At 61.6% G+C, this 12,775-nt stretch carries 12 protein-coding genes; 7 read left to right on the top strand and 5 right to left on the bottom strand.

What is annotated here, in order from left to right; genetic code table 11:
• Positions 1-48 precede the first annotated feature (48 nt).
• Complete coding sequence (locus tag HP556_RS04970; protein WP_175366127.1) at positions 49-630, top strand: TetR/AcrR family transcriptional regulator; 582 nt, start codon at positions 49-51, stop codon at positions 628-630.
• Here the strand turns inward: HP556_RS04970 and HP556_RS04965 are convergent, their stop codons facing one another.
• Positions 631-1,581 (bottom strand): fatty acid desaturase, encoded by a 951-nt coding sequence (locus tag HP556_RS04965; protein WP_175366126.1) that lies wholly within the window; start codon positions 1,579-1,581, stop codon positions 631-633.
• 20 nt (positions 1,582-1,601) lie between these two features.
• Entirely contained in the window at positions 1,602-2,639 is a 1,038-nt protein-coding gene (locus tag HP556_RS04960; protein WP_175366125.1) for an alpha/beta fold hydrolase, read from the bottom strand.
• Positions 2,640-2,976: 337 nt separating this feature from the next.
• Between HP556_RS04960 and HP556_RS04955 the strand changes: the two genes are divergently transcribed.
• A complete protein-coding gene (locus HP556_RS04955; protein WP_175366124.1) occupies positions 2,977-3,801 on the top strand; it encodes an alpha/beta fold hydrolase in 825 nt (274 codons plus the stop codon).
• A gap of 194 nt (positions 3,802-3,995) precedes the next feature.
• Here the strand turns inward: HP556_RS04955 and purN are convergent, their stop codons facing one another.
• Together purN and purM are read right to left on the bottom strand one after the other, a co-directional pair.
• Entirely contained in the window at positions 3,996-4,652 is a 657-nt protein-coding gene (purN, locus tag HP556_RS04950; protein WP_175366123.1) for a phosphoribosylglycinamide formyltransferase, read from the bottom strand.
• 7 nt (positions 4,653-4,659) lie between these two features.
• Complete coding sequence (gene purM, locus HP556_RS04945; protein ID WP_175366122.1) at positions 4,660-5,733, bottom strand: phosphoribosylformylglycinamidine cyclo-ligase; 1,074 nt, start codon at positions 5,731-5,733, stop codon at positions 4,660-4,662.
• 168 nt (positions 5,734-5,901) lie between these two features.
• Between purM and HP556_RS04940 the strand changes: the two genes are divergently transcribed.
• The 5 genes from HP556_RS04940 to HP556_RS04920 all read left to right on the top strand — a co-directional run bounded on the left by HP556_RS04940 (position 5,902) and on the right by HP556_RS04920 (position 11,488).
• The gene (locus tag HP556_RS04940; protein ID WP_068731090.1) at positions 5,902-6,456 is read left to right on the top strand and encodes a CDP-alcohol phosphatidyltransferase family protein; all 555 of its coding nucleotides are present in this window, start codon (positions 5,902-5,904) and stop codon (positions 6,454-6,456) included.
• A gap of 46 nt (positions 6,457-6,502) precedes the next feature.
• Positions 6,503-7,180, top strand: coding sequence for a P-loop NTPase family protein (locus HP556_RS04935; RefSeq protein WP_175366121.1), 678 nt, complete (start codon positions 6,503-6,505; stop codon positions 7,178-7,180).
• 156 nt (positions 7,181-7,336) lie between these two features.
• Positions 7,337-9,538, top strand: coding sequence for an RNA degradosome polyphosphate kinase (locus HP556_RS04930; protein WP_120292383.1), 2,202 nt, complete (start codon positions 7,337-7,339; stop codon positions 9,536-9,538).
• 12 nt (positions 9,539-9,550) lie between these two features.
• Complete coding sequence (gene ppx / locus HP556_RS04925; RefSeq protein WP_175366120.1) at positions 9,551-11,056, top strand: exopolyphosphatase; 1,506 nt, start codon at positions 9,551-9,553, stop codon at positions 11,054-11,056.
• A gap of 138 nt (positions 11,057-11,194) precedes the next feature.
• Entirely contained in the window at positions 11,195-11,488 is a 294-nt protein-coding gene (locus HP556_RS04920) for a hypothetical protein (RefSeq protein WP_089263970.1), read from the top strand.
• Between the two features lie 94 nt (positions 11,489-11,582).
• On the opposite strand, the gene rnd is transcribed toward HP556_RS04920, so the two are convergent.
• The gene (rnd, locus tag HP556_RS04915) at positions 11,583-12,731 is read right to left on the bottom strand and encodes a ribonuclease D (protein WP_089263971.1); all 1,149 of its coding nucleotides are present in this window, start codon (positions 12,729-12,731) and stop codon (positions 11,583-11,585) included.
• Positions 12,732-12,775: the final 44 nt, after the last annotated feature.

Here is a 12,775-nt window from a genome sequence, read left to right as displayed (position 1 = left end):
GCCGCGCTATAGTGAACGCATGGCAGCCGACAGAGAAATATTGCGACGATGACCGACGTGACCCCGGTGCGGCGAGGTCGTCCTCGATCGGTCGAGACCGAGGATGCGATCCTGGACAGCGCCTATCGCATGATGGCAGCCCAGGGGCTCGCTGCGACGACCATCGATGCGATTGCGCGGGATTCCGGCGTCTCCAAGATGACGATCTATAAATGGTGGCCGTCGCGCGAAGCGGTGCTGATCGATGCATTCCTGCGGCAGGCGTCCACCATGCTGCCGCTTTCCGCGAGCGGCGATCCGTTCACGCGCATCACGAAACATGCCGCCGCCTATGCCGTGGCGCTGAACAGCGATTTTGGCAAGGTACAGCTCGCTGTCATTGCCGAATGCATCTCTCGGACGGGTTCAGCGAAAATCTTCTCCGAACGCTATCTCGGTATCCGCCGGGACATATCGCTGGCGATTATCAAGGACGGCCAGAAGGACGGCAGCATCGTTGCTTCGGAGCCAGCCGGCGATCTCTATGACCGGATCTATGGCACGCTGTTTTATGAGTATGTCTTTGGATTTCGGCCGCTGACGGCCGACTATGCGCGCAAGCTCGTCAGATCCGTATTGTCGGCGCAATAGTCAGATGCCGCCTTGCCGCGCGCGGCGAAACCAGCGCCAGGTTTCGCGCGTGACGGCCCGGTAGCCCTGACCGCGATGCGCGATGCGCTCGTCGATGATGGCATTGAGCTTGGGCAATGCGTGGAAGGGGACGGACGGGTAGGCGTGATGTTCGACATGGAATGGCATGTTCCAGGTGAACCACTTCGTCAGCCTATCGGTATAGGTCGTGCGGGTGTTCTCATAGGCGCTGCGGGTACGCTCGCAGCCGGTGTGTTCGGCATAGAGATAGGGCCGCAGGAATAGCTGGCCGACATAGAGCGGGACGAGCCAGCACCACAGCAGCATCGTGCTGGAGAAGGCGATGGAAGCGATCAGCAGCGCCAGATAGACGAGGGCATAGATGCGGGCTTCGCGCACCACCATGCCTTGCTTGGATTCCGGGATCCACGGCGCTACGGCTTGTCCGGTCACGGCACGCCGGACCAGCAGGCGGATCCGGTTGGTCAGTTGCACGATGCCGGTATAGGCGATGGCGAGTCTGGTGTCGGACGAGGGGATCGTTGCGGTGACGAGTTCAGGATCGCGGTCGGGATCCTGCGTGAAGCGGTGATGGTCCCAGTGAAATAGCGCATAGTGTTCATAGGGTAGAACGATCATCAGCGACGAGACATGGCCGAGGGCCTCGTTCAGCCGCCGGCTGGTGAACACAGTCTTGTGCGCGGCCTCGTGCACCGCCATGAACAGGAAGGCGATGAGATAACCCTGGATGACGATCAGCGGGGTCGTCCACACCATGCCGTAGCGGGTGGCGACCTGCCAGATCAGCGTTCCAACCAAAGCGATCAATGCATAATGGCTGATCGAGCGAATGAGCCCCGGAAGATTGGCGCGAACCGACAGGTCCTTCAGCTGTGCGGGCGTTAGGGCGCGGGTTTCGATCTTGCCATGGCCAACTGCATCCATCGTCATCGGTTCGTTCCGTTCTCGGTTCAGGCGTCGGCGGCGAGCAGCGCGGAGACCTTCGTGTTGATGAAGGCTGCGTCGGCTGGAATCTTGACGGGATTGCCGGCGCGGTGTCCGTGCAGCGAGGGGATCGGACACAGTTCGGCCGCGCGTGCGTTCGTCAGCAGGGGGAGTTCGTCTTCGTTGTCGCCGACCTGAAAATAGTTGTCCGTCTGCCCAGGCATCAGCAGAACGCGTGCCTTGATAGCAGCCATGGCTTTCCGGAAGTCGGCACGGAATGCATCGCAGCGGCTGATATCGCCATTCTGCCAGGTCCAGAGCTGGGCCAGCAGATTATTAGCATCACGATGCGCAAAGGCGACATCCCATGATCGTGTCAGATAGTCTTCCAGCGAGGTGAAACCGGCCTCACGCCAGAGCTCATCGCGGTAGAAGCCGTGCGACATCGCCCAGCCGGCATAGACGCGTCCCATGGCGCGAAGACCGGCAGACGGCTTCGAGACGAAACGGCCATCGACAAAGGCAGGATCGGTGGTCAAAGCGGCCCGCACACTTTCGAGGAATACGGCGTTGAACGGCGAACAACGGGCGCTGCCGCAGACCACTGCCGCGCGTGCCACCATGTCCGGATAGCGGGCGGCCCAGTGATAGGCCTGCATGCCGCCCATCGACCAGCCATAAACCAGTGCCAGACGGGCGATGCCGAATTGCTCGGTCAGCAGGCGATGCTGGATCGAAATGGCGTCATGATAGCTGATGTTCGGATAGGGGGCGCCAGCCAGAGCTTCCAGCGAATTCGATGGCGATGACGACAGCCCGTTTCCGAACAGATTGGGGATGACGATGAAGTAGCGGTCCGGATCGAGTGCGGCGCCCGGCGCGATCAGCCACTCAGTGTCATAGTGTTGTGCGCCGAACGACGTCGGATAGAGGATGACGTTATCTTTGGCAGCATTGAGTGCGCCATAGGTCTTGTAGGCAAGCTGCAGGCGCGGGTGCCGCTGGCCGGATTGCAGCAGCACGTCACCCGCCTCGAAAATCTGGTAGTCGCTCGGCGTATTCATGTTGCAGCTCCGGAAGGTCCGTTGACGCTTGCCGAGGGTGCGACAAGCGATCCGCTCGACAAAATTTAATAATTGTACTATTAGTATATTAATTGACGAAGAGCGCAATGCCGAAACTTCGGCATTGCCGCCTGAATAGAATGCAGCTGGTCGTCGCCCGTTGGCGGCTCGGCGACATCTTGTTTTTGTATTCGAAACGTACAAGAGACTTGCGGCCCGTTAGTCTATTCACTGGCCTGTCATCGGCGCAGAGGCGGAAAGCGGCCAGGTTATCCGCATAAGCCGCTGCGAATTCGAAGTCGCGCTTGCCCGCAACCCACTCAAAGGAGTCTGGATCATGGGAACCATCACCACCAAAGACGGCACCGAGATTTTCTACAAGGATTGGGGCACCGGGCAGCCGATCGTGTTTCATCACGGCTGGCCCCTTAGTGCGGACGACTGGGACAACCAGATGATGTTCTTCCTCAATCAGGGCTATCGCGTCATCGCGCACGACCGCCGTGGCCATGGTCGCTCCAGCCAGACCGCGACCGGTAATGAGATGGACACCTATGCGGCCGACGTCGCCGAACTCACCGACAAACTGGATCTGAAGGACGCCGTGCATATCGGTCACTCCACCGGTGGCGGCGAAGTTGCGCGTTACGTCGCACGTGCCAAGAAGGGACGCGTCGCCAAGGCGGTGCTGGTCAGCGCCGTGCCGCCGATCATGCTCAAGACCGAGAACAATCCCGGCGGCCTGCCGCTCGAAGTGTTCGACGGCTTCCGTGCTGCGCTTGTTGCCAACCGCGCGCAGTTCTACGTCGATGTCCCGGCCGGGCCATTCTACGGCTTCAACCGGCCGGGCGCGAAAGTCTATCAGGGCGTGATCGACAACTGGTGGCGGCAGGGCATGATCGGCGGCGCCAAGGCGCACTATGATTGCATCAAGGCATTTTCGGAAACCGACTTCACCGAAGACCTGAAGGCGATCGATGTGCCGGTGCTCGTTTTGCACGGCGATGATGACCAGATCGTGCCTTATGCCGACGCTGCACCACTGACGGTGAAGCTGCTCAAGAACGGCACGCTGAAGACCTATCCGGGCTTCCCGCACGGCATGCTGACCACCCATGCCGACGTGATCAATCCGGATATTCTGGCATTTGTTCGCAGCTAAACGAAATGGTCCGAACGACGCAGCACGTGTTGCGTCGTTCGCATTGTCTTTGATGGTCCTGCGACCGGTGCTCGCGAACTGAACAATCCCCATTGACGACGGACACACGACAGTCCGGGGCGCCTCCCGAACAATAAAGTGCGTTGTCCTCGTTGCGGAAAAGTTACGATCGCGCGAATCCGCGGACGTCTCGCCTAGATCACCGTCGGCGAGATCAGCGTGTCGTCGCGGCTGGCGCTGGCACCGGTACTGGTGGTGCAGGTGTCGCCGGTGATGCCGACGCTGTTGGTGGCCAACAGCCGTAACGCCTGCGGATAGATCTTGTGCTCGATGTCGAGCACGCGCGCGGCGAGGGTGTCGGGGGTGTCGTTATCGGCCACGGCCACGGCTCCCTGCATCACGATCGGGCCGGCATCGGTCTCCGGAATGACGAAATGCACCGTGGCGCCGGAAATCTTGACGCCGGCGCGCAATGCCTGGCCGTGCGGATCGAGGCCGGGGAAGGAGGGCAGCAGCGACGGGTGGATGTTCAGCATCCGGCCGTACCAGTGTCGCACGAATTCCGCCGTGAACAGGCGCATGAAGCCGCCGAGGCAGATCAGCTCGATCTTGTGCTCGTCGAGGGTCGCCTGCAGCAGCTTCTCGAAGCCGGCGCGGTCCTTGCCGAACGGCTTGCTTTCAATCACCAGCGTCTTGACGCCATTGGCCTGCGCGATGGCGAGGCCCGGAGCGCCGGCCTTGTTCGAAATCACCAGCGCAATCTCGGCTGGGAAGCCATCTGCGGCAGCGGCCTCGATCAGCGCCGTCATGTTCGACCCGCGGCCGGAAATCAGGATGGCGACGCGACGCATCACGGCCTCACAGGTTGAGTTCGAGATGTCCGTCATAAACGACGCGCTCGTCGCCTGTGGCCTCGATGACGTCGCCGAGCAGCGACACGGTCTCGCCGCCCTCGCGCAGGATGTCCATCACCTGCTGCACAGCTTCGCGCTTGACGATGGCGATCATGCCGACGCCGCAATTGAAGGTGCGCAGCAGCTCGAGTTCGGCGATATCGCCTTCCTTTGCTAGCCACTTGAACACTGGCAGGACGGTGAGAGAGGGCAGGTCGATGCGAACGCCGAGGTTCTTTGGTAGCACGCGCGGGATGTTGTCGGTGAAGCCGCCGCCAGTGATATGGGCGAGCCCCTTCACAGCGCCGGTTTCGCGGATCGCGCGCAAGCAGGATTTCACATAAAGCCGGGTCGGGGTCAGCAGCGCACCGCCAAGCGTCATCACCGGCGAGAACGGCGCCTTGTCGGCGTAAGAGAGGCCCGTGCGCTCGACAATCTTGCGGACCAGCGAGAAGCCGTTGGAATGGACGCCAGACGAGGCCATGCCAATGACGGCATCGCCCACGCCGATATCCTTGGTCGGCAGCAGCGTGCCGCGCTCCGCAGCACCCACCGAGAATCCGGCGAGGTCGTAGTCGCCGTCCTTGTAGAGACCGGGCATTTCGGCGGTTTCGCCGCCGATCAGCGCGCAGCCGGATTCACGACAGCCCTCTGCGATGCCAGCGACGATTGAGGCGGTGGCTTCTGGGTTGAGCTTGCCGCAGGCAAAGTAGTCGAGAAAGAACAGCGGCTCGGCCCCCTGGACCACGAGGTCGTTGACTGACATGGCGACGAGATCGATGCCGATGCCGTTATGGATACCGGCTTCGATAGCGATCTTGACCTTGGTGCCAACGCCGTCGGTGGCGGCGACGAGAACCGGATCCTTGAAGCCGGCGGCCTTGAGGTCGAACAGTCCGCCGAAGCCGCCGATCTCGGCGTCAGCGCCGGCACGGGCGGTTGCGCGAACCATCGGCTTGATGAGGTCCACCAGACGGTTGCCAGCATCGATATCGACGCCCGCGTCCGCGTAAGTGAGGCCTTTTTTCTGGTCGGTCATGCCGGGTATCCTGCCGGAGCTGCGAAACTGTGTATTTTCGGCTGGTTACGTCGGAATCCCCGCCTGCGCAATGGCTCGTAAACGCTATCCCGATTACTATGTAGGCGGTAAGCCGGTCGGAGCCCCCAAGCTCGGATTGCGAAACAGGCCGGAGCCGGGAAGCGCCGCGTGAGTATCCCCAATTTAATCACCCTCGGGCGCATCCTGCTGGTGCCCGTGATCGTCTGGGCGATTGCCTCGAACCAGATGGAAATCGCCTTTGCAATCTTCGTGATTGCGGGGGTCAGCGACGCCGTGGACGGCTTTCTCGCCAAGCGTTTCAACATGGCCAGCGAACTCGGTGCGCTGCTCGACCCCTTGGCCGATAAGGCGCTGCTGGTCTCGATCTATGTCTCCCTGGGGATATGGGGGGCAGTTCCGCGTTGGATCGTGATTCTCGTGGTGTCGCGGGATATCATGATCGTGGGCGCCGTCATTGTGTCGTGGTTGTTCGGCAAACCGATCCCGATGAAGCCGCTAATGGTATCGAAGCTCAATACGGTGGCGCAGGTGGCCTTCGCAGCCTTGGTTCTTGCTGCCCTCGGATTTGGTTTCAAATCCTCGCCTTATGATTTGATTTTAATGGGCTTTGTGACCGTCTTGACGCTGCTCTCTGTGTCCTTCTATCTCGTCGAGTGGATGCGACACATGAGCACCATCGAACCCGGTCAAGAGCCCCGGTAAACCGGTATTCGTGACGTTCGCCGGCGGAGCCGGCAGGAGTATTTGCGTGGTCGCCCGCGTCCAACCCCGTCAATTGGCGTTCGCGCTGCCCCATGCGGAGAGTCTGTCCCGCGACAACTTCCTTGAGGGCCCGGCCAATGCCGAGGCGCTGGGACTGATCGACTGCTGGCCGGACTGGCCGAACCGGGTCATGCTCCTTGTCGGCCCGGAAGGGTCCGGCAAGAGCCATCTGGCGGCGATCTGGGCCGAGGAGGCCGGCGCGCGCTCCACCATGGCGCACAGCCTGACGGCTGCGACGATTCCGGCTGAGTTGGTGACCAACGCACTGGTGGTGGAGGATCTCAATGCCGGTGCCTTCGACGAGCGGGCGCTGTTCCACCTTCTTAATCTGGCACGTCAGGACAACGCCTATGTGCTGATTACGGCGCGGGTCGCCCCGGCCGCCATGGAGGTCGAGTTGCGCGATCTGCGGTCGCGGCTCCGTGCGATCCCGGTAGTCAATCTGCTGCCACCGGATGACGGGTTGTTTCGGGCGCTGATCGTGAAGTTTTGCGCCGACCGCCAGCTCAGCATCGACGAGAGCGTGGTCAGCTATGTGGCCAGCCGCATCGAGCGGTCATTCGCCGCCGCCCGCCATACGGTGGAATTGCTGGATAGCGAGGCGCTCCGGCTTGGGCGGCCGGTGACCCGTGCATTGGCTGCGGAACTGCTGCGCGACGCCTGACTTAGCCTTGGACGTCAAACGCGGCGCGTCGAACGGTGCCTTGACGGCGCGGCAGGCAGGTTCCTCAATGTCATCGAAGCGTCATGCAACTGACGCAATGTCCGCTGTGATTTGCCGGCACTATAGCGCTGCTTGAACTAGATGGATTGCTGTCTCATGGACTCCGCAGAAGAGATTGTTATTGAAGAGAAAAAGGGCGAAGCGAAGCCGGCAGAGGTGGTCGCGTCGGGTCCCGAGCGCTTCATCAATCGCGAGCTGTCCTGGCTGCATTTCAATCGCCGCGTCCTTGAGGAGTCCGTCAATCCGGGCCATCCGGCGCTGGAGCGCGTTCGCTTCCTGTCGATTTCCGCAAACAACCTTGATGAATTCTTCATGGTCCGCGTCGCCGGCATCAAGGCGCAGGTCCGTGAGGGAATCAGCGAGCGCAGCCCGGACGGCCTGACCCCGGCCGAGCAACTGGTGCTGATCAACAGCGCGGTCTCCAAGCTCGGCAGCGACCAGCAGGCGATCTGGCGCGACCAGCGCGGCATGCTGGCCGATGTCGGAATCGTGCTGCTCGACGGCAAGGAGGTCAGCAAGGCCGACCGGACCTGGATCGAGGACCACTTCCTCCACAACATTTTCCCGCTGCTGACGCCGCTGGCGATTGATCCGGCGCATCCGTTCCCGTTCATTCCGAGTCTGGGCTTCACCATCGCGCTGCATCTGTCGCGGGTGTCCGACGGCAAGACGATGAACGCGCTGATCCGCATGCCCGGCAAGATCGATCGCTTCATCCGCCTGCCGACCCCCGGCAAGGACGGCGCGGTCCGCCTTATCACGCTGGAACAGGCCACTGGCCTGTTCATCGCGCGTCTATTCCCGGGCTACACCGTTCAGGGGCAGGGTGCCTTCCGCATCATCCGCGACAGTGAACTTGAAGTCGAAGAAGAGGCCGAGGATCTGGTCCGGCTGTTCGAGACTGCGCTGAAGCGTCGCCGCAGAGGGTCGGTGATCCGCCTCGAAATCGAAGCCAGCATGCCGGCCGAACTCCGTGCCTTCGTGCAGCGCGCGCTGGCGACCTCGGATGACGAAATCCTGCTGGTCGACGGCATTCTCGCCATGAACGAGGTCTCGCAGCTCACACGGCTTGATCGGCCCGATCTCGAATTCGTGCCTTATGTGCCGCGTCATCCGGAACGTGTCCGCGATCATGGCGGCGACATCTTTGCCGCTATCCGTCAGAAGGACCTGATTGTCCATCATCCCTATGAATCCTTCGACGTTGTCGTGCAATTCCTGCAGCAGGCTGCGCGCGATCCGGACGTGGTGGCGATCAAGCAGACTCTGTATCGCACCTCCAACAATTCGCCGATTGTCCGCACGCTGGTGGAGGCCGCTGAGGCCGGTAAGTCGGTAACGGCTCTCGTCGAACTGCGTGCGCGGTTTGATGAAGAGGCCAATATCCGCTGGGCTCGCGATCTCGAACGCGCCGGTGTCCAAGTGGTCTATGGCTTCCTGGAATTGAAGACCCATGCCAAGCTGTCGCTGGTGGTGCGCCGCGAGGGCGGCTCGCTCACGACCTATGTGCACACCGGCACCGGCAACTATCATCCGGTCACCGCGCGCATCTACACCGATCTGTCATATTTCACATCCGACCCGATCATCGGTCGCGATGCCGCACGCGTGTTCAACTATATCACCGGTTATGCCGAGCCGAGCGACATCGAGAAGATGGCCGTATCGCCGCTGACCTTGCGCGGGCGCATGCTCGAACACATCCGCGGCGAAGCGGCATTCGCCCGCAGCGGCAAGCCGGGTGCGATCTGGCTCAAGATGAATTCGCTGGTCGATCCGGAAATCATCGATGCGCTCTATGAGGCGTCGAATGCCGGTGTATCCGTTGAACTGATCGTGCGTGGCATCTGCTGCCTGCGGCCGGGCGTGCCCGGCCTGTCCGAAAACATTCGCGTCAAGTCGATCATCGGCCGCTTCCTTGAACATGGTCGAATCTATTGCTTCGGTATGGGCAATGGCCTGCCGAGCCCGAAGGCGGCGATATACATATCGTCGGCTGACATGATGCCGCGCAATCTGGATCGCCGCGTCGAGGTTCTGTGTCCGCTGCAGAACCCCACCGTGCATACCCAGGTGCTCGAGCAGATCATGGTGGCCAATCTCAAGGATACGGAACAGAGCTGGCAATTGTTGCCGGACGGGTCGTCAACGCGTATGAAGGCAGCGAAGGGCGAGGAACCCTTCAATGTGCACAATTACTTCATGACGAATCCGAGTCTGTCTGGCCGTGGAAAGTCGCTTGAGAAATCATCCCCGCGCCGGCTCACCCGCCGTTCGGAGCGTCACCAATCCTCGTAAGGAACCAGCAACGTGGTAGCGCGTGCCAATCAACGCGCGACCAGCGTCGCCGTCATCGATATTGGCTCCAACTCGGTGCGTCTCGTTGTCTACGAGTCGCTGACGCGAAGCCTTGTTACGCTCTTCAATGAGAAGGCGCTGTGCGGTCTCGGCCGCGAAGTGCAGAGCACTGGACTGCTAGCCAAGGACGCCGTCGACAAGGCGCTGACGGCGCTTCGGCGCTTCCGTGCGCTGTGCAGGGTCATGAAGGTCGGTCGCGTCTACGCGATCGCGACCGCTGCGGCGCGCGATGCGAGCAATGGACCTGCCTTCATCGCAGCAGCCGAGAAAATCTGCGGCTGCGAGATCCAGATCATATCGGGGCCGCGCGAAGCGAAGCTCTCGGCGCTGGGCGTAATTTCAGGCGTGCACAAGCCGGATGGCCTGGTTGGCGATCTCGGTGGCGGTTCGCTCGAATTGATCGATGTCAAAGGCAATGCGGTCCGGCAGGGCGTGACGCTGCCGCTCGGTAGTCTCGCATTGCAGGACGCCTCACAAAAATCGCCGAAGAAGGCCGAACGCATCGTCAAACTGGCGCTGGCTGACGTCGCGCAACTCAAGGCGGGCGTGGGTCGCAATTTCTATGCGGTCGGCGGCACCTGGCGTGCTCTTGCCCGGCTGCACATCATCCAGAGCGGCTATCCGCTACGTGTGATGCATGGCTATTCGATCCCGGCCACCGAAGCGCTCGATTTCGTGCGCCGCTTGCGCCGGCTCGCAACAGCCAACATTCTTGCCAACATCGAAGCCATAGCCGAACAGCGCCAGCCTCTGCTGGTCTACGCGGCGCTCGTGCTTGAATATGTCATTCGCACCGCCAAGCCGAAGACTATCGTGTTCTCGACCTATGGCGTCCGTGAAGGCTTGCTGTACGAAATGCTGCCGCAAGCGCAGCGCATGCAAGATGGTCTGGTCGGCGCCGCGCAGACCATGAACGAGTTGCTGTCGCGTTCGGCCCGCCACGCGCAGGAGCTGAGCGACTGGAGTGATCGGTTCGCCCGTGTCGCCAAGCTCAAAGAGACCGACGAGGATCGTCGGCTACGCCGGGTGGCGTGTCTGTTGTCCGATATCGGCTGGCGCGTCCATCCGGATCATCGCGGCGAGCAGACGCTCAGTCTGATCACGAACGGCAATTTCGGCTCGGTCGATCATCACGGTCGCGCATTCCTCGCGCTCTGTGTGTACTACCGCTACGCAGGATTCGGCGCCGAGAACGAGCCCCCGGAGCTGGTCCGCGCGCTTGTCTCGCCGGCACAGGTCGAACGCGCCCGTTTGCTCGGCGCGTTATTCAGGGTCGCGCATCTCATTTCGGCGGCGCGGCCGGGCGTGCTGCCCGCCACGCATTTCGCCACCAAGGATCGCAAGATGATGCTCGTCTTCGAGCATCGCATGGTCGATCTCGTCGCCGACCGCGTCGGCAGCCGCTTCAAGCAGCTGGCACGATTAGTGGGGAAGTCCGGGACGATCGTCAGGCGATAGCCACCGTCGCTCATTCTGAATGACACTACTGATTGCAGCGCGGCGTGACTCTCGGTTTCCGTGCGTATACTATTTTCTGGTGCGGCCGTTTTGGTCCACGCGGCAAGTACATACGATTTCCGGACCGGGAGAGTCGAAATGTCAGCCCTTCTGATCAACCTTATCGTTCAACTGATTGGCGGCGCGATTGGCGGAAATGTTGCCGGCGGTGCATCGAAGTCTGTCGATCTTGGTACAATCGGCAACACGATCGCAGGTGCAATAGGTGGCGGCGTTGGCGGTCAAATTCTCGGAATGCTGATTCCTATGCTTTCAAACGCATCGGCGACCACCGATATCGGTTCGCTGATCGGTCAGGTGGCCGGAGGCGGTGTCGCGGGTGCGGTGCTGACGGCAATCGTCGGAGCCATCAAGAACAGATCGGCGGCGTAAAGCGATCGTCATTGCGTCTCGCAGGGCGAGGTCTGGTACGCCCCGTCCTGCTGTTTGCGGCAGGCAATTAGAACGCTACCTTGGACGACGCAGCCTACGCGCGATCCACCCGGATCACCCGGCCTTTTTCCATCGCCAATGCAAGGCGGCCATGCTTGAGCGCCAGGGCGGCCTCGCCGAACAACTCACGCCGCCAGCCGTGCAGGGCGCCGACGTCGGCATTGTCGTCGGTGGCGATCTGCTCGAGATCGTCGACGGTGGCGATGACCTTGCTGGCGACGGCGTGACGTTCCGACGTCATGCGTAGCAGCACTTTCAGCAGTTCGACGGTGGCCGCGCCATTGGAATTGCCGCGCGGCTTCTCGATCTTCGGCAACGTGGCGGGATCGCGGGCGACGCCACGCTGGACGGCGGCAACAATGTCGCTGCCCCACTTGGAGCGATCAAAGCCCTTCGGCAGCGAACGCAGATTGGCAAGCTTCTCCAGTGACGTCGGCGCATGGGTCGCGATATCGCCGACGGCATCGTCCTTCAGCACGCGCGAGCGCGGCACATCGCGGCTCTGTGCTTCCTGTTCGCGCCAGGCAGCGACTTCCATCAGCACTGCGAGCTCTTTCGGCTTGCGGACGCGGGTCTTCAGCCGTTCCCAGGCGCGCTCGGGATGGAAATCATAGGTCTTTGGCGAGGTGAGAATTTCCATTTCCTCGCTGACCCAGTCGCTGCGGTCGCGCTTCTTCAGATCGGCATCGAGCTTGGCGAAGACATCACGCAGATGGGTGACGTCAGAGACGGCGTAGTGCAACTGCTCTTCGGTCAGCGGACGGCGCGACCAATCGGTAAAGCGGTGGGTCTTGTCGGGGCGGTGGCCGGTGACGCGTTCGACGAGCTGGTCATAGGCGATGCTGTCGCCGTAGCCGAGCACCATGGCCGCGACCTGAGTATCGAAGATCGGATGCGGCACGACGCCGGCGCGGTGCACGATGATTTCGATATCCTGCCGCGCGGCATGGAAGACCTTCAGCACGGCCTCGTTGGCCATCAGGTCGAAGAACGACGTGAGGTCGATGCCCTCGGCAAGCGTGTCGATCACCACCGCGTCTTCCGCGCTGGCCATCTGGACCACGCAGAGCAGCGGGTAATAAGTGGTCTCGCGGAGGAATTCCGTATCGACCGTAATGACGGGGTGCTTGGCAAGTCGCTCGCACGCGGCGGTCAGCTGGGCAGTGGTCGTGATCAGTTCCATGGACGGTCCATAACGCTTTTGCCAAGGCGTTCGGCCGAAAAACC

Source organism: Tardiphaga robiniae (assembly GCF_013359755.1).
Taxonomy (GTDB): Bacteria; Pseudomonadota; Alphaproteobacteria; order Rhizobiales; family Xanthobacteraceae; genus Tardiphaga; species Tardiphaga robiniae.
The sequence above is the reverse complement of the archived record's forward strand: the minus strand, read 5'-3'. Positions and strand labels throughout refer to the sequence as shown.